The organism is Nonomuraea sp. B12E4, from assembly GCF_039871825.1.
Classification (GTDB): Bacteria; Actinomycetota; Actinomycetes; order Streptosporangiales; family Streptosporangiaceae; genus Nonomuraea.
This window is the reverse complement of the sequence record NZ_JBDPME010000008.1, coordinates 341,726-358,836: the sequence shown is the minus strand read 5'-3', so window position 1 is coordinate 358,836 and position 17,111 is coordinate 341,726. Positions and strand designations below refer to the sequence as shown.

The following is a 17,111-nucleotide window of genomic DNA, read 5'->3' as shown; positions in this document are numbered from 1 at the left end:
CAACCGCCTCGTCGGCATCCTGCACGGCTGCCTCAAAACCGGCACCCTCTACGACGAGGCAACCGCCTGGTCGCATCACACCGAGTCGCTTGCTGCTTGACAACTAAAGCCCCTGGGATGTCTTTCGAAGAGCGGGATGTAGAGGGCCAGCACGTCGGGGCAGTTCTCCAGCGCGTCCGCCAGCGTGTGAAGCGCGATGATCGCCAGCAGAAGCGCCGTGGCGGCCAGCGCACTGGAGATCAAGCCGTCCGTGCAGTTGTCCAGCAGTTCGGCCAAGGTCCGAACAAAGGCGATCAAACGGGAGTGATGTGCGTTCTTTGAATCAGTCACCGCAAGATCACCTCCATCCGAGTCCTTGGACCGACAGTTGGCCGTTCCCCCTGCTCAGTTGCCCGTGTAGGGGGGGCTACACGAAAGACCGTACAGCCCCCCCTACACGATCGTCAAGGGGGGACTACACGGGGCGTGTCTAGTCCCCCCTGTCCGAAGGGGGTTACGCTGCCCACATGGCAAGAGAAGGCGTGAGCGAGGCGGTGCTGTCCGCGCTAGCTGACCTTGAACGCGCTTTCGATTCAGCACTTATGGCGATAGATGCGGATACGGACCACAACCGGGCGTACAACGGCGCAACGGAGCTGGTTGAAATGCTGAGGCGGCTCTTTGAGACCTCCGGCAATCAAAGAGCCCTTTCAGCGGCCCGCATTTTTGAGCAAGAAGAAATGTCGTTGGCTAGCCTTGCTGACCGCATTGGCGTATCGAAAGCACGTGCAGCTCAACTAATCAAGACCGCCAAGGACACGAGAGCCCGGAATGAGCGGGATGAGCGGATCGCGCTCGGTCTAACGAAGGTGGCGATATCGGCAGCGCATGCCGCCAAGAGGGCAGCGAAAAAGGCCGAAGACTCCGATAAGCAAGACGAAACGCAGTGAGGGGAAACTAGGGTGAGCGAGCGGACAGAGGTAATCGTTGAAGTCTGGCCCGTGTCGGCAGATGACATCGGGTTGTGGCTTATCAGCGGAAAGGATGCATGGCGCTCCGAGGCAGTCCGGCAGGACAGCGATCCTCACACCGCCGTCACAGACCTTCTGTCCGCGAATGAAGCTTCAGATGGGGTCAAGCTGCTGCACTCGACTTCATGGCGTGCGGAGGACACCGCCGTCATTCTCACCTACGTTGCCGTTGTCGGTTGCGGCGCGTTCGTTAGGGATAAATGGAAGAATGCAGCCCCTATCAGTCCGGCGCTTCCGGATGCAGTAGGTAAGCCGATCCCTGTCGAAGCAACAGAAGCGCCAATTCCCCGATATATAGATGTTCTTATGCATGGCCTGCGGCACTTGCAGTTCCTTCTGCAAACCGATTCTGCCGCGCGATCGGCTCTTTGCGGCAGATGGCCTGAGCATCTAGCGACGTTCCGCCCGGCACTCGCCGGAATGTATGACCACGAACACGGGCAAGAGCCGATCACGCTTGCCGAAGGACAAAAGGCCAAATAGAAGACTAAAAATGGGGGCACAAACGTGCAACCACAAGACGCAGAAAGGCTACGCGTGCAGCACGAGGCGAAACAGGCTTACCTGGATCAGTTGCATTTGCAGCAACGGGCAGTGGATGAGCTTAGAAATCTGCTAGCAAGGATCTCCAACGAAGACCTCCCGATAATCACCTGGGCGGTACATAGTAGTGCCGCCAAGGCGGCGCTTACCGGCTTCTGTGACACCGGAGATGCCCAACAGCGGCGCAGGGACTTCGAGATCTGGCGGGAAGCTATAAACGCCGACCTACAACCCAGCGAAACAAAAGGCGAGAGCGGAACGCGCCTTATTGCTACGGTGCGGGACAACTATCTAGACCTGTCTATCGACATCGTTGCAGATGTCTAAGGCAGTCTGACCACAAGGAGGCTAAAGAGCCCCCTCACAGTGAGCGACTCTTAGGCGGAGGTCCGTCCCGGCAGGACGCTCACCAATTCCGCAAATGGGCGTCACCTTTATCGGTGACGCCCATTGGCGTCGGAGGTATCGCCGAGTACCAAGGACCTTAGGGCTTCATCGCATCAGCGCATTCTGCCCCTAACTCGTTAAGTAGCTTCGTCCACATCCCCTCCATCGACCAGCGGCGATGCCGGTTGTAAACGGTCTTCCAGTTCCCGTAGCACTCCGGCAAATCACGCCAAGGGCACCCTTCACGTCGCCACCTCGCTCCCGCTATGCAGCCTTTAGCACGCCACTAAGGCACTCCAAACAGATGACAAGTACAATCCCTGATTCATTGGCACCTATTCGACGCACCGGAAGGTCAGAGCGAAAACACAGAGCGCATGCGGTAGAGCCTGACTGGAATGCGCCTTGCACGTCCAGGAGGAGCATTTGAGTCAATGTAAGAAAATAGCTGGCGTGCTCCATTTGCGCGCTCACCTGCACGTTAGTGCTCTTGTCCGCAGTCATCAGAAGGGCTCGCGCCTCTGATATCAGTCTATTAGCGCGTTCGCACGCGTGATCCGCAGTGTTAGGTTGGTCTTTGAGTAGCGCGTTGCGAAGTTGCTCGCTTTCGTGCCGGTGCTCAAGCTCCAGCATTCGACGTAGCGCACCGACGCTATTGTATTTGATGTCCGGAGCGTCAGATACGGACCACTCGTCGCCATCCAAGCGGCATGCGACGGCGCTCGTGATGTTGCTGCGGATAAAGTCATTGGTAGCAGTGATCATGATAGCCCCCGCTCACTTCTCTCCGTCGCCACGGGCGGCATTGATAAGCTGACTTGCGCGAGCCTTAGAGATACTCAGCTTCGTTGCTAGGCCAGCCAGAGATAGCCCCTCGGCCTCGCTCAACTGTGCTGCCGACCTAGCCCGAGCAAGAGCAGCCGTCTCGGCCATTTCCCGCAAGCCGTCAGCAAGCTCCGTCGCGACGCGGTAAGCCTCTTCGAAGTCGGAGATAGCTTGCAGTGCCGAACAGGCTTCCTCGAAAGCCCGCCTGACAGTGATCAGTGCGGGATGTGGCGACTGCTGCACGACTGCATTTCCATTGCTCATGAATTGTGCCTCCCTGCCTTGGGGTCGAACTGGGAGAGAAATTCCATGCTTGCCTTGATGTCTCCGGTCGATCGCGTCAATGGCGGAACCCGGCGCTGAGCTTCCCGCCAATGCTCTTCGGCGATTGCCCGCCGTTCCTCCAATGCCAACTCTCTGGGGTCGCGATGATCCCACTCACCTTTTTGGGGGCGGACAGGCCGCGTATCGCTCAACGGATCGACGCTGGAGGATGGCGGATCCGCTGGCCAATACGCTTGTTTCAATTCCTCTGGCGATGCCTTGCGGTCGAGATATTCGATGGCAATCTTGATTGTCTCGATATGTGCGCCGATTTCCCGGGCTATCTGTCCCGGCTCCAAACCCCGCACCCGCAGGCCAGCAATGTCCTTCAGCACCGCTGAAGAGATTCGCTTCATGACTGGCGCTCCACCCCGAAGACACGCGGAGCCACGCCGACCGAAGGACAGGCCCGGAGGACACGCCGTGCTCGGCCGAGCAACCAGCCGAGCATGGAAGCCGTGTGCGGGTGACCTCCCGTGCCGTTCATAGGCATCACAGTACTACACCATGCTATAGCTCGCCAGGCATGTTGTATCTCGCTTGTCACGGTATCCCTTGCCTAGCGTGGTGTTTGTGGTTGATCAAGAGTTGGAGTGGAAGCCGGGAGTGCCCCGATGGGTTCAGGTCTATGAGGTCATCAAGGGCCAAATCGAGAGTGGAAAGCTTGCTCCCGGCGATCAGGTGCCGTCTGTGCTGAAACTCCAGGAGATCTATGGGATTGCCACCGCGACCGGCCAAAAGGTTCATCGGGCACTACGCAAGGATGGGCTCATCTGGACAGCGCCCGGTATGGGTAGCTTCGTGGTTGAGCGTCCCGTCGAAGCTTGACCTTGGGGACGGGGTGGCACTGACCTTCTAATAGATGCGATAGTTCCCGCAGCTCACGAGCTGTGACCGGATGGGTTCTGGCACCCGTGGGGGAGGAGCCAGCGGGGGGAGCCAGCACACGCCGACTCCCCCCGACCCAGTTCGCCCCCGCTAGACGGAAGCCGCAGCTAGCGGGGGCTGTAGCCGACTCTCGCAGACCTTCCCGGACTGACCAGACTTACCGGCAGCGTAACGGTCCTGTTCCGTGATATCGCCTTGGCCTGTCGCTACGCTGTGGCTACGCACCCCCCAAGTCCACGCACTCCCGCCCGACCGGTAGGAGACCTGCGCTTTGCCCGAGCCGCTGAGCCGCGAGAGCACGACCACGTCGGTCGTGCTGCTCGCCACGACCCCCGCCTCCCGGCTGTACTGCGCCGAGGGCACGCTGCTCGACCGGGTCGGCGGTCAGCTCGCCACGCTGCCCGTGCTCGACGTCCAGGTGGTGAGCGCCGACGGCGGCCTCGTCGCCGGCCTGCGGAACATCGCCAAGATCGTCAGGGTCGCGCCCGGCGCCGTGGCCGTGCTGCCCGCCGACCTCGTGGCCCACACCGAGGCGCTCGCGATGCTGCTGGAGCACCCCGCCCGCGACACCGCCGCGCTGGTCTCGCACGACGCGGACTCAGGTCCCCCGCATCCTCCTGTACGCGTCGAGGGCGGCAAGATCGTCGCCGCGGGCAGCTCGTTCCACCTCGTGCCCGCGGCGAACGCCACCTTCCGGGGCGTGCTGCAGACGGGCGAGTCCGGCCTGAGCGCGCTGGCCGACGTCGCGGAGGAGCTGGCCGAGCTGGTCGAGGAGGGCAAGCTCGGCCCCGTCACCGAGGTCGAGGCGGCCGACCTGCTGCTGGTCGGGCTGGTGAGATCGGGTGTGGCGGTGCGGGCGACCGGTCTCGGGCCGCTGCACGCCGGCCGGGTGACCGGCCAGGGCGCCGCCGACACCGCTCTCACCCGGCTGGCCGAGGTGGACGAGGCCCAGGTCAGGCTCGACACCGCCGTCAAACAGGACGACGGCTTCTTCGCCACCTACCTCGTCTCCACCTGGACCCGCCACCTGATCAAGCCCGCCGCCCGGCTCAAGCTCACCCCCAACGCCGTCACCGGCATCTCCTTGGCCCTGGCGCTGCTGGCGGCCGTCTGGTTCTCCGCGGGCACCCCGGGCGGGCGGCTGACCGGGGCGGCGCTGTTCTACCTGTCGTTCGCGCTCGACTGCCTCGACGGCCAGCTCGCCCGCTACACCCGTACGTTCTCCCCGCTCGGTGCCTGGGCGGACGGCCTGTCCGACCGGTTCAAGGAATACGCCGTCTACGTCGGCCTCGCCGTCGGCTTCGCCGGTCCCGACATCTGGTATCTGGCGGTGGCCACGATGATCCTGCAGGTCGTACGGCACGCCATCCAGTACGCGTACGCGGGCACCGTCGCCGACGCCGGCCGCGTCGGGACCCCGTGGGGCCGCCCGGCCCGCTCCCTGATGGAGTCGGAGGACGCCGGCCGCGCCCCCGGCGTCCTCGGGCTCGCCCAGCGCATCGAGCGGGACACGGTCGCGCGCTGGCTCAAGAAGATCGTCGTGCTGCCCATCGGCGAGCGCACGGCCCTGATCGCCGTCACCGCGGCCGGCTGGAACGCCAGGGTGACATTCCTGTCCCTGCTCTGCTGGGGCGGCGTGGCGGCCCTCTACCAGCTCGCCGGTCGGATCGCGAGGTCGGCAAAGTGATTTCGGTCCACATGGCACCCGTGCCCGACAGCACCGTCGTGGCCTACCGCGACGACGGCCCCCTCTCGCGCGCCATGGGCCTGCTCGTGGCGGGCCAGCTCCCACCGCTGCCGCCGGTGGTGGCCGGCGCGTTCGTCATCGGCGTGCTGCTGGCGATCGGCGTGGCCGGGTCCGACGGGCTCGCGGTGTTCGCGCCCGCCGTGACGCTGCTGCTGGCCGGGCCCGGCAGCACCCATCCGCACGACGGCAGATTCGACTGGCTGGTGCCACCGGTCCTGCGGCTCATCGAATATGCCTTCGTCATGGCCTGCGGGTTCGCCCACGAGACGCCGCCCGTGCTGATCTTCGTACTGCTCGGCGCGCTGGCCTTCCACCACTATGATCTCGTTTACCGGCTGCGCCATCGTGTTTACCCGCCCGCGTGGCTGGCCACGTTCGGCCTCGGCTGGGACGGGCGGATGATGGCGGTCTCGCTGGTCGCCCTTTCCGGTTGGACGACCGTCGGCTACGTGATCCTCGCGGTCTACCTGTGGGCGCTGTTCGGCTGGGAGAGCCTCACCTGCTGGCTGGCCGCACCCCGCTCCGGGGTGCCCGGCACCGATACAGGAACGCAAGACTAACGCCGGATTACCCGCGGAGGGCGCAAAGACGAATACTCTTTGGGCCAACGGTGGGACGCGTCCAGCGACCTGCCGACGTAACGGAGTCCGTACGCATGGTGGGCCCGCGGGGCCCGCCGCGCGTGACGCGTCATGCTCGACTGAGGAGTGCACGTTGCTGGGAATGGTGCTGGCCGCTGGGGCCGGACGACGCCTGCGGCCGTACACCGACACGCTGCCCAAGGCGCTCGTGCCGGTCGACGGCGAAACCACGATCATGGACATCTCGCTGCGCAACCTGGCCGAGGTGGACCTGCGAGAGGTCGTGGTCGTCGTCGGTTATGCGGCGCACGCCGTGCACGAGCGCAAGGAGGAGCTCGAGCAACGGCACGGCGTCAAGCTCACCCTCGTGCACAACGACAAGGCCGAGGAGTGGAACAACGCCTACTCCTTGTGGTGCGCCCGCGACTATTTCTCCCAGGGCGCGCTGCTGGTCAACGGCGACACCGTGCACCCGGTCTCGGTCGAGAAGACCCTTCTGTCCGCCCCCGAGACGAGCGACATCCTGCTCGCCGTCGACAACGTGAAAAAGCTCGCCGACGAGGAGATGAAGGTCACGCTCTCGCCAGAGGGAGGGCTGCGGCGCATCACCAAGCTGATGGACCCGGCCGAGGCCTACGGCGAGTACATCGGCGCCACCCTCATCCGGCCGGGCGCGGCCGATCGGCTGGCCGACGCGCTGAAGGCGACGTTCGAGCGTGACCCGCAGCTCTACTACGAGGACGGCTACCAGGAGATGGTCGAGCGCGGCGAGCTGATCCACGCCGCGCCCATCGGCGAGGTCGACTGGGTCGAGGTGGACAACCACGACGACCTGGCCAAGGCCCGCGTCATAGCCGTTCGCTACTGAGGGGGCGCGGATGCCGCTTCTAGCGAGAATGCTGCCGGCCCCCCTGACCATGGAGGTCAGGCGCGGCGCGGTGGCGCAGTTGGGCGCACTGCTGGCCGACAGCCGCGTGGCGACCTCCGGCAGGGTCGCCGTGGCCGTCGGGCCGGGGCAGGGTGACCACATCGAGAGCCTGATCGCGCCCACGCTGGGCGAGGCAGAGGTGTTCAGGGTGGCTGACGGGTCGGTCGACGCGGCCGTCTCGCTCGGCGCCGACCTGCGCAAGGGCGCCTATGAGGTGGTGGTGGGCGTCGGCGGCGGCAAGACGATCGACGCGACCAAATACGCCGCGTCGCTCGCGGGCATCCCGATGGTCGCGGTGGCCACCAATCTCTCCCACGACGGCATCTGCTCGCCCACCGCCTCCCTGGTCTATGAGGGCGGTAAGGGCACGTTCGGGGTGCCGATGCCGCTGGCCATCCTGGTCGACCTGGACTTCGTGCACAACGCGCCGAAGCAGCTCGTCCGGGCGGGCGTGGGCGACGTGGTGAGCAACCTTTCGGCCATCGACGACTGGCAGCTCGGCAACATCGAGCGCGGGGAGCCCATCGACGGGCTGGCCTGCTCGATGTCGCGCACCGCCGCCGAGGCGCTCATCGGGCGTTCGGACTCCATCGAGTCCGACGCGTTCCTGACGGTTCTGGCCGAGTCGCTCATCCTGTCCGGGATGTCGATGGTCATCGCCGGCTCCTCCCGGCCCGCGAGCGGTGGAGATCATGAGATCCTTCATGCCGTGGATCAGCTCTTCCCCGGCACCTCCAACCACGGCGAGCTCGCCGGGATCGGTGCCGCCTTCTGCTACTTCCTCAGGGACGACGACGCCCGGGTGGAGCAGGTCGTCGGCTGCCTGCGCAGCCACGAGCTGCCCGTCGTCCCGGCCGACATCGGCCTGAGCGACGAGCAGTTCTGCGAGGCCGTCGCGCTGGCCCCGGCCACCCGTCCCGGCCGTTACACGATCCTGGAGCACCTGCGCATGCAGGACTCGGAGATCCGCGATCGGGTGGGGGACTATGTCCGGGCCTTCGGTAGCTGAGCTGCGGGAGGTGGCCCAGCCGGCGGGCCACCTCGAACGCAGGAACGGCGAGCACTGGGCGGGTGTGCTCTACATGCGGCGCCTGTCCATCTATGCCACCTGGCTGCTCGCCAAGACGTCCGTCACGCCCAACCAGCTCACCTGGGTGATGACGCTGGCCGGGATCGCCGGCGGGGTCGTGCTGGCCCTGCCGGGGTTCTGGGCGGTCGTGGCGGCCGCCCTGCTCGTGCAGGTCTACCTGCTGCTGGACTGCTCCGACGGCGAGCTGGCCCGCTGGACCGGCAAGACCTCGCTGGCCGGCGTCTACCTCGACCGCGTCGGCGCCTATTTCGCCGAGGCCGCGGTGCTGGTCGGCCTGGGCTGGCGGGCCTCGGTCGTGCTGCCGGACTGGTACACCGTGCTGGGGTTCGCCGCCGCGCTCGGCGCCATCCTGATCAAGGCCGAGACCGATCTGGTGGACGTGGCGCGGGCCAAGGGCGGGCTGTCGTCCGCCACCGAGGCGTCCGGGACGCAGTTCCGCTCCGGGCTGCTGGGGCTGGGCCGGCGGGTGCTGGCGGCGACGAAGTTCCACCGGATCGTGCAGCCCATCGAGCTGTCCCTGCTGGCGCTGGCGACCGCGGTGGTCGACGTGGTGACCGGTGATCTCGTGGCCACCAGGGTGCTGCTGGTGGCGTGTTTCGTAGCGGCCTGCCTACAGGTTGTTCTGCATTTGGTAAGCATCCTCGCATCGAGGCGCCTTGCGTGATCTCATGTCGGAACCGGAGCGGCTCCTCGTCCGTCGTATAGATCGGACGTCCGCCGTTCGGTGGGGGTTCACCCCCAGTTCCGATACGCTTAGCTCCACCATTATCAAACGATGCAACCAGCAGACTCGGTGATCATGAAAGAATGCTCCGCCCGTGCTCTCAACGCGTCAGGACGATGATTCGTTGAAGATCTCGTGCGTCATCCTCACCATGGGCAACCGGGTCGCGGAGCTGAACCGGGCAGTCGAGTCAGCGCTCAACCAGATCGACGGCGACGTCGAGGTCGTGATCGTGGGCAATGGCGCCGACGTGCCAGAGGTCTCGGCGACGCCACCCGAGGGGTCGGCCGCGATCGTGAAATCGATCCGGCTCGATCAGAACACGGGCATCCCCGCGGGCCGCAATCGCGGCGTGCAGGAGTGCTCGGGAGACGTCGTTCTGTTCCTCGACGACGACGGCTGGTATGCCAGCCAGAAGGTCGTCGCCCACGTACGCGACCGCTTCGCCACCGAGCCGGACCTGGCGGTGATCTCCTTCCGGGTGATGGACCCCGACGGCGGCATCGGCCAGCGCCGTCACGTCCCTCGCCTGCGCGCGGGCGACCCGCAGCGCTCCTCGCCCGTCACGACGTTCCTGGGCGGTGCCTCGGCGATCAGGCGTTCGGCCTTCCTCCAGGTGGGCGGCCTGCCGGAGCGCTTCTTCTACGCGCACGAGGAGACCGACCTGGCCTGGCGGCTGCTGGGCGAGGGCTACCGGATCGAATACGACGCCGAGACGGTGATGTACCACCCGCAGGTCCCGCCGACCCGGCACGCCGAGTTCTATCGGCTCAACGCCCGCAACCGGGTCTGGCTGGCCCGCCGCAACCTGCCGTGGCCCCTCGCCGCCCTCTACCTGCTCAACTGGGTGGTGCTCACAGTGGCCCGCGAGCGCGGCGGCGGGACCCAGCTCAAGGCCTGGTTCACCGGCTTCTTCGAGGGCCTGCGCACCCCGGCCGGCGAGCGCCGGCCGATGGCCTGGCGGACGGCCTGGCGCATGGTCAAGCTCGGCCGCCCGCCCATCGTCTGACGCCCGCGCCGGCGGTCCCGGCGACCCGCGGTGATCGCCCGGCTCAGGTCGGCTCGGCCTCGCCGACCCTCAAGGCGGCGTGCCCGACCGTGGAGCTGAAGACCGCCCGCCTGGGCAGCCCGAGCTCGCTCAGCTCCTTGGCGATGGGATGGTTGCCCAGCCGGATCAGCGCGCCGCCGGGCCGCGCCCGCACCCGGCGGGCCCGCGCGGACCACGGGACGCGCCGGGTGATCCCGTCGCGGTGCGTGTAGGCGGGCGGCGGCGCCAGGGCGGTGACCCCCGGCACGGGCAGACCCGGCTTGATCAGCAGGTCCAGTACGAGCCTGCCGTCCTTGCGCAGGATGCACCGCTTGTACGGCGACGTGAGCCGCAACTCGATGTCCGCCAGCTCCTTCGGGAACCCCCACAAGGTGCGCCCCACCTCCATGGTGAACGGCCGGTCCACGGGCAACCAGTGCACGAACACCCCGGCCTGCCGTAGGTCCCCCGGCCCCGTACAGCCGGAAGCGCCCGGCGGGCGCACCAGGAATGCCATGCCGAACTCGTGGTAGGCGTCGAGGTCCCCGTCCCGGTAGTCCGCGAACACCAGCACGCAGACGGCCTTGCCGGGCAGCGCCTCGGCCACGTCGAACCCGGAGTACGCGATCACCGCCCGGGCGGCGTCGGCACGCACGAGGAAGGTGGCGCCGCAGACCTCCGCGTCTCTCACCCGCACAGGCATGCCCACCGTCCGGCCCTGGATCAGATGCGATGCCATAGCCCCAGTACATCAACCCCCAAGCCACGTGACCATTCCCGCCCCGGCTTCGTCTGGGTGTGATGCGAACTCCGACGGCGACGATCTGCGCAGCTTCGACCTCCCCCTGGCCCGGCTGCGCAAGGCCGCCAAGGACGGCCTGGCCTACGCCCACGTGGACCAGCTCACGTCGGTGCGGAAGTTGCGCCGGTTGATAGACGATCCGCTCGTGCGCACGATCCGGCTGGCAGGCGTCGCGTACGACCTCGACCGGCCCTAGACGGCCAGGGCGTGGGCGGTCACCCCGGCCCACGACTCGGCCCGGGTGACGAAGGCCGCCGCGTGGTCCGGCCAGTGGTGGTGCAGGCGGGCCTTCGCGTGGCCCAGGGAGCCCAGGCGGACCCGCCGTTCCGGGTCCTCCTTCAGATCCAGTACGGCGTTCAGCACCGCGTCCACGTCCTGGGGCACCACGAGCCCGCACCCGGCGCTCTCCACCAGCGAGGCGCCCTGCGGGGTCGTGATCACCGGCAGCCCGCGGCCCATGTAGTCCATGATCTTCGTGGGCGGCGTCGTGACCGTGTCGCCGGCCAGCGACAGGCCGGCCAGCGCGCCCTCGGCCATGCGCAGGGCGTGGCGGAGGGGCACGTACCCGAACCAGTCGAGCAGCCCGACCCGCTGCGCGTCGCGCAGCAGCGGGCGCACGTCGGGGGTGGCGGCGCCGATCAGGTCCATCCGGACGCCGTGCGGGACCAGGCGCTCGGCCAGGCCGATCAACTCCGTCACGCCGCGTTCGGCCGACAGGCGGCCGATGTGCACGACCCTGGTGTCGCCGGGAAGAGGCGGGCTGGACGACACCAGGGTCGCCTCGGGCACCACCGCGGTGGTGATCAGCCGGTGGCGCCTCCGTGCGCGGGCGAGCCGCCGGGGTGACACCTGCTCGCGCACGTCCCAGACGACCGGAGGCCGCCGGTAGGGCAGCGCGCGCAGCAGCCGGTGGTCGTGCACGATCAGCAGGTCCGCGCCCCGCAGGCCGCGTCTGAGAGCCGTGCGGGCCCTGCTGAGGGGGGCGTGGTGTGCCACGTCGACGGCTGACACCCCCATGGCCGGGGTCACGTTGAAGAAGGTGAACGGCGCGACGTAGGTCACCTCGTGGCCCGCGTCGAGCAGGGCCCTGATCTGCCGATGCATGATCCGGGCGTCCTCGGGGTGATGGACGGTCGTGGCGACACATGCGCGCATGTGTCGATGCTCCGCTCTTACCAGGTCAAAGGCGTTAATGCTGGCGAAACGGTCGCTTAATTTCGGGAGGGGCGACGATAGAGCCAGGTCAAGCGGGGCTCAAGAACCCACTTGAAGACGGTTCGGGTCACCGGCAGGCACAACACGATCGCCAGCGCGAAACAGGTGGAACAGATCGCCAGCACGCCGAGCGGCCCGTACAGCCACGGGAGCGACAGCCAGCCCTGGTCCTTGGCGATCAGCACCGGGATGCCGTGCAGCAGGTAGCAGTAGAGAGTGCGGGTGCCGAGGTCGGTGAACCACGTCTCGCGCCGGGGCACCAGCGCCAGGACGGCGAAGCACATGGCCAGCCCGCAGATCAGCAGGCCGGTACGCAGGCCGATCCCCATGTACCAGGACAGGTCGAGGGAGTGGTAGCTGGCCTTGTAGTAGAAGGGCGAGAGCTTGGCGTGGGGGGCGATGTAGATCGCCACCCCGGCCGCGGCCAGGAGGGTGAACACCGCGAGGATCTTGATCCAGCGCCGGTTGAGCAGCTCGAAGTGCTCGGGCTGCAGGACCAGGCCGATCACGAAGAACGGCATCAGACCGAAGAAGCGGTCCATGCTGAAGTCACCCGAGATCGAGGAGAGCCCGGCGAACAGGTAGATGGCGATGGAGACGGGGACCGGATATTTCATCCGCTTCCACACCGGCGTGGACAGGCGCCAGAACAGCAGCGCCAGCAGGTACCAGTTGAGCCACGCCGGGTCGATGATCGTCAGACTCCACTTCTGGCCCAGCGCGGTGCGGAGCACTGCGTAGCCGACCTCGACGATCACGTACGGAACGAGGAACGTGTCGACCAGCTTGTTGGTCTTCGCGTTGGAGTTCCAGAAATTGCGTGACAGGTAGCCGCTGATGATGACGAACAGCGGCATGTGGAAGGTGTAGATGAAGATGTACAGGGCCCTGGAGGAGTCGGCCGCGAGCGTCGGCACCAGGGAGTGCCCCATCGGCACCAGTGCGATCAGCAGGAACTTGACGTTGTCGAGGAACGGGTCGCGCTTGCGCCTGGGCTGCTGGGGCTCCTGCTCCGGCTCGGGGGCGGGCTCGGGGTGCTCCAGGCGGCCCACGGCCGGGATCGCCCGCTGGGGCGCGGTCAGCTCGGCTGCCGCCTCATCCGCCCGTCGGCCCGGCGCGCCACCAATCAGCGGCGGATCGTTGGCCTCGCTCCAGAACGCCTCCTCCGGCAGCGGCCAGCGGGCTCCTGTCTGAGCTGGTCCGCCCACGTCCTCGGCGCTTCGCGGGGGCGTGACCGGTGAGGAGGATCTGGTGTCAGACACAGGGGAGTCGCTCAGCTTCGCTAGGGGGCCGGGGCACACGACGGCAACACGCCCAGCGGATGACCTCGCGGCCCGCGTCGCACTGCGTCGCCGACCCCAAACACATTATCCCGCTCTCGGAGTCCTGTCCTACGAGCCGGCTTAGAACGCGCGATTACACAGCCAATCTGGAGGCTCAGGTGCAGACGTTCTTCTGCTGAGAGGCGGTGATGCTGTTGTTCTCGACGCTGTCGGGGAGCTTGGTGACCTTCACCGACTTGAAGTCCTCGCCCACGAGGAACTGGACCACCGGCGCGCCCTTCGTCGGGGTTGTCGCGGTCGCCGACACGTACGGCTGCGGGTTGGTGGCCCTGACCTTGCCCGCCGCGGGGGTGGGCTTGGGCAGGACCGAACCTGACAGCGTGTCGGCCTGGGCGGGCGCCGTGGCCCCCGTCTTGGCGTAGTGGATCTCGCTGGTCGCCAGGCTGGCACCGCCCGCGGCCTCGTAGTTGCCCACGCTGACGACGTTGAAGCCCTGCTTGGCGAGCTGGTCGGCGACCTCGCGGGCCTTGCCCACGGTCTTGGTGCCGTTGAGCACCTCGACCTTCACCTGCTCGGGCTTCACGGTGACCTTGGGCTTGGTGTCGGCGCCGGCACTGGCGCTGGGGCTCGGGGCGGCGGTCTCCGCGGGCTCGGTGTCGGTCTTGATCGCGGTGAACAGCTCCGTCGCGGCCGGCTCCTCCCAGACCACCCGGTTCTTGTCCGCCGGGTCGGGGATCCACGGGATGGTGGTGAACTTGACGCCGCTGGCCGTCAGTTCCCTGGCGCTCATGGCGATCTCGATGAGCTGCTCGGTGTCGTTGGCCAGCTCGGGGTCCATGGTGACCGATCCGGCCGCGGCCGCGATGAACTCCCTGAGCTTGCCCACGTCGGTGAGCAGCGCGCTGCTGGTGGCCTTGGCGACGACCTTGCTCAGGAAGATCTGCTGGCGCCTGATGCGCTGGATGTCGCTGCCGTCGCCGTAGTGGCGCAGGCGTACGTAGCCCAGCGCTTTCTCGCCGTTCAGCAGGCTCTTCCCCGGCGGCAGGACCAGCTTGGAGTTCTTGTCGTTGACGCCGGACTTCAGGCAGATCTCGATGCCGCCGAGCGCGTCCACGATGTTCTTGAAGCCGCTGAAGTCGACCTCGACGAAGTGGTTGACCCGAATGCCGGTGAGCGTCTCGATCGTGGACATCGTGCAGGCGATGCCCCCGGAGTTGTACGCCGAGTTGATCATGTCACGGCGGGGCGGCATCTCCTGCTTGGTCGTCTCGTTCCGGCACTTGGGGATGTTCACCATGGAGTCGCGGGGGAAGCTGATCAGGCGCGCCTGGTCCCGGCCAGGGGAGATGTGCAGCAGGATGATGGTGTCGGTGCGCTTGCCGCCCGCGTCGGCCGTCCTGGCCAACTGCTGGCCGTATTGCGCGTTGCCCTTGCCCGCGCGGGTGTCGGAGCCGACGAGCAGCACGTTGAGCGCGCCGGTGTCCGGCGGGCGCGGGTTGATGATGTCGTCTTTGACGCTCTTCTGCTTGATGTTGCCGAACGCGTCACGGTAGACGGTGTATCCGGTCAGCGCACCGGCGACCATGACGGTGGTGAGGCCGATGCTGACCCAGGCCAGCACGCGCATCTTGTTCTGGCCGCCGCCCTTGCCACCGCCGCCGCGGTGGCTGCGCGGGGGCCTGTCGGCGGGGGGCGGCGGGGGCGCGGCGGCCGCCTGCCTGCGAGCCATCCGGCTGCCCTGCTGGGTGGGAGCGCCCCTGCGCTCGTACGCGGGGTCGACCGGTGGCGCCATCCGGTGGTCACTCATACGCCCTCAAGCCTCACTTCGTGCGCCTGACGCGCTGGCAACGCCTGCCGGGCGACGGCACTGTTGGTCGCTACGCGCCACGAGACTGGGTCACGTACGGCGTGCCCGGTGTCCTGACCGCGGGGGACGGTCGTGATCCGAGCGTGATGTTTCCGCGGCACAGCATACTCAGAGCCGGACATTGGGTGGAATATCATCGCCAAACTCTTTCAATTGCTTCCAGTCCGTCCCAGCACATCTGGCCTGATGCTCAGAGCCGCCGCCAAGCAGGCCAGGGGTACGGCCGGGAGCACGTAGCGATAGTCGAACTCCGCCACCGCGGCCGGCGTGACCAGCAGCACGACGGCCACCGACCAGGGCACCAGCCAGGCCGGAACTCCCGCGCGGCGCCTGCTACCAGTGCTGTCGCCTCGCAGGTGTGCACGCCTGCGGGCGATGGCCGCCGCCGGGGGCACCAGCAGGACCGCCAGGAGCACGAGGCCGGGCAGCCGCGCCATGCTCTGGTAGGCCCGCAGCCAGCCGGCGTAGGGCTCGACGATCTCCGTGCCGATCGCACCCTGCTCGTAGAGCTTCGCATATTCGGCGCCGACCTGTGCGGGATAGCGACCAGGTGGTCCCGGTGGTGTCGCCGGGAACTGGTAGTAGCCGTAGATCTCGGGGTCGGGATAGATCGCGCGTTCCCAGGTGAACGTGCGGCCCAGCTCGCTCAGGACCGAGGCCGCGTAGTCGAGAGGTTGTTTCGTGATGGCCAGCGTGGCGAATCTGGCCGCCAGGTCGTCGTTCTCCTTCGTGAACGTGATCCCCGGCCGCAGGACCAGCGGGGAGTCCTTGGCCCAGATGTATTCCTGGGAGGGCGGGCGCCGCTCCGGCGGGCGCGGGTCGCACAGGACCCGCAGGTCGGGCGGCGGGTCCATCTTGGCGCAGTCCGCGAACGACATCGTGCGGGCGTAGAGGAAGGCGCCGTTCGCGCCCACCAGCCCGACGCGATGGTGGGTGGCGTAGAACCAGGCGCCGTAGGCGAGGATCGGCACCAGGGCGGCCGCCACCAGCACCCCGGCCAGGCCGACCCGCCTGCGCAGCACGAACCAGGCGGCCGCCACGACGACGAGCGGCTGGCCGACGGTCCTGGTCAGCGTGGCGGCGGCCAGCAGCAGCCCGACGGCGGCGACGGTGACCGGCCGCGCCGTCATGCACAGCGCCACGGCGGCCACGACCAGGAACATGAACAACGTGTCCGAGACGAGCAGGTGCTCCAGCTCGATCTGGTACGCGTCGAGCAGCACGGGCACCGTGGCCAGCGTCCGCACCCACCGGGGCGCCCGGTGCGCCACCCGGTAGATCAGCACCCCGGTGGCCAGGCCGAGCAGGTGCTGGGTGGCCGCCACCACACCGAAGGAGTGGAACGGCTCCAGCAGCTTCAGGAACATCGAGTAGCCCGCCGGGCGCACCAGGTCGGGGCTGGGCTTGAAGACGGTGACGACGTAGGTGTAGGTGTCGGGGAACCACAGGGCGGGCCGGTAGCCCAGCATCGTCAGGACGCGCAGCACGGTGCCGAGGCCGAGGACCGCGGCGAACCACCCGTGCCGCCGCAGCAGGCGGTGGGCCTCGCGCGCGAGCCGCCGCGGCAGCAGGCCGTGAGGCTCGCGCGGGAGCCGACGCCTGCCACGGCCGGTCCTCGCGGGCACCTCCGCCATCACCCGCACGTCCTCCCCGCTCCTTCGGCACGCCGACAAGTGCAAAGCCCGCTAGCCGCGGTCGGTCGTACGCTACCCGCGTTTGCGCGGACCCCGTGCCACGGGCGCCACACCCCCCGCTCGCCCCCCTGCTCGTCCCCGGCTCGCCCTCCGCTCGGCGAGGGCGAGCCGAGGACGGGCCGAGGGCGCCGGAGGGTGAGTGGCGTCGTGGCGGGACGTTCGTGGTGCCGGGGTTG

At 67.5% G+C, this 17,111-nt stretch carries 19 protein-coding genes and 1 pseudogene; 11 read left to right on the top strand and 9 right to left on the bottom strand.

What is annotated here, in order from left to right; genetic code table 11:
* Nucleotides 1-75 precede the first annotated feature (75 nt).
* Entirely contained in the window at nucleotides 76-330 is a 255-nt protein-coding gene (locus ABGB18_RS21090; RefSeq protein WP_347697255.1) for a hypothetical protein, read from the bottom strand.
* A gap of 176 nt (nucleotides 331-506) precedes the next feature.
* Between ABGB18_RS21090 and ABGB18_RS21085 the strand changes: the two genes are divergently transcribed.
* From ABGB18_RS21085 to ABGB18_RS21075, 3 genes are read left to right on the top strand one after another with little or no spacing between them, the layout of a single operon-like run.
* Nucleotides 507-929, top strand: coding sequence for a hypothetical protein (locus ABGB18_RS21085; protein ID WP_347697254.1), 423 nt, complete (start codon nucleotides 507-509; stop codon nucleotides 927-929).
* Nucleotides 930-941: 12 nt separating this feature from the next.
* Nucleotides 942-1,493, top strand: a complete 552-nt coding sequence (locus ABGB18_RS21080) for a hypothetical protein (protein ID WP_347697253.1) — start codon at nucleotides 942-944, stop codon at nucleotides 1,491-1,493.
* A 54-nt stretch (nucleotides 1,494-1,547) separates the two neighbouring features.
* Nucleotides 1,548-1,880, top strand: a complete 333-nt coding sequence (locus ABGB18_RS21075; RefSeq protein WP_347697252.1) for a hypothetical protein — start codon at nucleotides 1,548-1,550, stop codon at nucleotides 1,878-1,880.
* Between the two features lie 214 nt (nucleotides 1,881-2,094).
* Here the strand turns inward: ABGB18_RS21075 and ABGB18_RS21070 are convergent.
* The 3 genes and pseudogenes from ABGB18_RS21070 to ABGB18_RS21060 all read right to left on the bottom strand — a co-directional run.
* Nucleotides 2,095-2,181: pseudogene (locus ABGB18_RS21070) on the bottom strand (transposase); the annotation flags it as partial.
* A gap of 536 nt (nucleotides 2,182-2,717) precedes the next feature.
* Nucleotides 2,718-3,029 carry a hypothetical protein gene (locus ABGB18_RS21065; protein ID WP_347697251.1) on the bottom strand — a complete coding sequence of 104 codons (312 nt, stop codon included), beginning with the start codon at nucleotides 3,027-3,029 and terminating at the stop codon, nucleotides 2,718-2,720.
* Nucleotides 3,026-3,445, bottom strand: a complete 420-nt coding sequence (locus ABGB18_RS21060) for a hypothetical protein (protein WP_347697250.1) — start codon at nucleotides 3,443-3,445, stop codon at nucleotides 3,026-3,028. Before ABGB18_RS21060 ends, ABGB18_RS21065 begins: the two co-directional genes overlap by 4 nt.
* 217 nt (nucleotides 3,446-3,662) lie before the next feature.
* Between ABGB18_RS21060 and ABGB18_RS21055 the strand changes: the two genes are divergently transcribed.
* The 7 genes from ABGB18_RS21055 to ABGB18_RS21025 all read left to right on the top strand — a co-directional run bounded on the left by ABGB18_RS21055 (nucleotide 3,663) and on the right by ABGB18_RS21025 (nucleotide 10,056).
* A complete protein-coding gene (locus tag ABGB18_RS21055; RefSeq protein WP_347697249.1) occupies nucleotides 3,663-3,917 on the top strand; it encodes a GntR family transcriptional regulator in 255 nt (84 codons plus the stop codon).
* A gap of 331 nt (nucleotides 3,918-4,248) precedes the next feature.
* Nucleotides 4,249-5,664, top strand: coding sequence for a CDP-alcohol phosphatidyltransferase family protein (locus ABGB18_RS21050; RefSeq protein ID WP_347697248.1), 1,416 nt, complete (start codon nucleotides 4,249-4,251; stop codon nucleotides 5,662-5,664).
* Nucleotides 5,665-5,675: 11 nt separating this feature from the next.
* Nucleotides 5,676-6,284, top strand: a complete 609-nt coding sequence (locus ABGB18_RS21045) for a DUF5941 domain-containing protein (RefSeq protein ID WP_347697247.1) — start codon at nucleotides 5,676-5,678, stop codon at nucleotides 6,282-6,284.
* A gap of 154 nt (nucleotides 6,285-6,438) precedes the next feature.
* The gene (locus ABGB18_RS21040) at nucleotides 6,439-7,173 is read left to right on the top strand and encodes a phosphocholine cytidylyltransferase family protein (protein ID WP_347697246.1); all 735 of its coding nucleotides are present in this window, start codon (nucleotides 6,439-6,441) and stop codon (nucleotides 7,171-7,173) included.
* 28 nt (nucleotides 7,174-7,201) lie between these two features.
* Nucleotides 7,202-8,242: an iron-containing alcohol dehydrogenase family protein gene (locus ABGB18_RS21035; RefSeq protein WP_347697245.1), complete on the top strand. Its 1,041-nt coding sequence runs from the start codon at nucleotides 7,202-7,204 to the stop codon at nucleotides 8,240-8,242.
* Nucleotides 8,220-8,987 carry a CDP-alcohol phosphatidyltransferase family protein gene (locus ABGB18_RS21030; protein WP_347697244.1) on the top strand — a complete coding sequence of 256 codons (768 nt, stop codon included), beginning with the start codon at nucleotides 8,220-8,222 and terminating at the stop codon, nucleotides 8,985-8,987. The genes ABGB18_RS21035 and ABGB18_RS21030 overlap by 23 nt, the downstream gene beginning before the upstream one ends.
* A 184-nt stretch (nucleotides 8,988-9,171) precedes the next feature.
* The gene (locus ABGB18_RS21025) at nucleotides 9,172-10,056 is read left to right on the top strand and encodes a glycosyltransferase (RefSeq protein ID WP_347697243.1); all 885 of its coding nucleotides are present in this window, start codon (nucleotides 9,172-9,174) and stop codon (nucleotides 10,054-10,056) included.
* Between the two features lie 43 nt (nucleotides 10,057-10,099).
* On the opposite strand, the gene ABGB18_RS21020 is transcribed toward ABGB18_RS21025, so the two are convergent.
* Entirely contained in the window at nucleotides 10,100-10,813 is a 714-nt protein-coding gene (locus ABGB18_RS21020; protein ID WP_347697242.1) for an acetoacetate decarboxylase family protein, read from the bottom strand.
* 28 nt (nucleotides 10,814-10,841) lie between these two features.
* Here ABGB18_RS21020 and ABGB18_RS21015 point away from each other — a divergent pair, with 28 nt between their 5' ends.
* Nucleotides 10,842-11,072, top strand: coding sequence for a hypothetical protein (locus ABGB18_RS21015; RefSeq protein ID WP_347697241.1), 231 nt, complete (start codon nucleotides 10,842-10,844; stop codon nucleotides 11,070-11,072).
* Here ABGB18_RS21015 and ABGB18_RS21010 read toward each other — a convergent pair.
* The 4 genes from ABGB18_RS21010 to ABGB18_RS20995 all read right to left on the bottom strand — a co-directional run bounded on the left by ABGB18_RS21010 (nucleotide 11,069) and on the right by ABGB18_RS20995 (nucleotide 16,875).
* Nucleotides 11,069-12,031, bottom strand: coding sequence for a glycosyltransferase (locus ABGB18_RS21010; RefSeq protein ID WP_347697240.1), 963 nt, complete (start codon nucleotides 12,029-12,031; stop codon nucleotides 11,069-11,071). The two genes, ABGB18_RS21015 and ABGB18_RS21010, sit on opposite strands and share 4 nt — an antisense overlap.
* A gap of 56 nt (nucleotides 12,032-12,087) precedes the next feature.
* Nucleotides 12,088-13,353: an acyltransferase family protein gene (locus ABGB18_RS21005; protein WP_347697239.1), complete on the bottom strand. Its 1,266-nt coding sequence runs from the start codon at nucleotides 13,351-13,353 to the stop codon at nucleotides 12,088-12,090.
* 175 nt (nucleotides 13,354-13,528) lie between these two features.
* Nucleotides 13,529-15,181 (bottom strand): LCP family protein, encoded by a 1,653-nt coding sequence (locus tag ABGB18_RS21000; RefSeq protein WP_347697238.1) that lies wholly within the window; start codon nucleotides 15,179-15,181, stop codon nucleotides 13,529-13,531.
* A gap of 209 nt (nucleotides 15,182-15,390) precedes the next feature.
* Nucleotides 15,391-16,875, bottom strand: coding sequence for a hypothetical protein (locus ABGB18_RS20995; protein ID WP_347697262.1), 1,485 nt, complete (start codon nucleotides 16,873-16,875; stop codon nucleotides 15,391-15,393).
* Between the last annotated feature and the right edge of the window lie 236 nt (nucleotides 16,876-17,111).

Coding starts and splice junctions, on each gene's coding strand:
- ABGB18_RS21085 (WP_347697254.1), top strand. CDS start 507: ATGGCAAGAGAAGGCGTGAGCGAGGCGGTGCTGTCCGCGCTAGCTGAC.
- ABGB18_RS21065 (WP_347697251.1), bottom strand. CDS start 3,029: ATGAGCAATGGAAATGCAGTCGTGCAGCAGTCGCCACATCCCGCACTG.
- ABGB18_RS21060 (WP_347697250.1), bottom strand. CDS start 3,445: ATGAAGCGAATCTCTTCAGCGGTGCTGAAGGACATTGCTGGCCTGCGG.
- ABGB18_RS21045 (WP_347697247.1), top strand. CDS start 5,676: ATGGCACCCGTGCCCGACAGCACCGTCGTGGCCTACCGCGACGACGGC.
- ABGB18_RS21035 (WP_347697245.1), top strand. CDS start 7,202: ATGCTGCCGGCCCCCCTGACCATGGAGGTCAGGCGCGGCGCGGTGGCG.
- ABGB18_RS21030 (WP_347697244.1), top strand. CDS start 8,220: ATGTCCGGGCCTTCGGTAGCTGAGCTGCGGGAGGTGGCCCAGCCGGCG.
- ABGB18_RS21020 (WP_347697242.1), bottom strand. CDS start 10,813: ATGGCATCGCATCTGATCCAGGGCCGGACGGTGGGCATGCCTGTGCGG.
- ABGB18_RS21010 (WP_347697240.1), bottom strand. CDS start 12,031: ATGCGCGCATGTGTCGCCACGACCGTCCATCACCCCGAGGACGCCCGG.
- ABGB18_RS21000 (WP_347697238.1), bottom strand. CDS start 15,181: ATGAGTGACCACCGGATGGCGCCACCGGTCGACCCCGCGTACGAGCGC.
- ABGB18_RS20995 (WP_347697262.1), bottom strand. CDS start 16,875: ATGGCGGAGGTGCCCGCGAGGACCGGCCGTGGCAGGCGTCGGCTCCCG.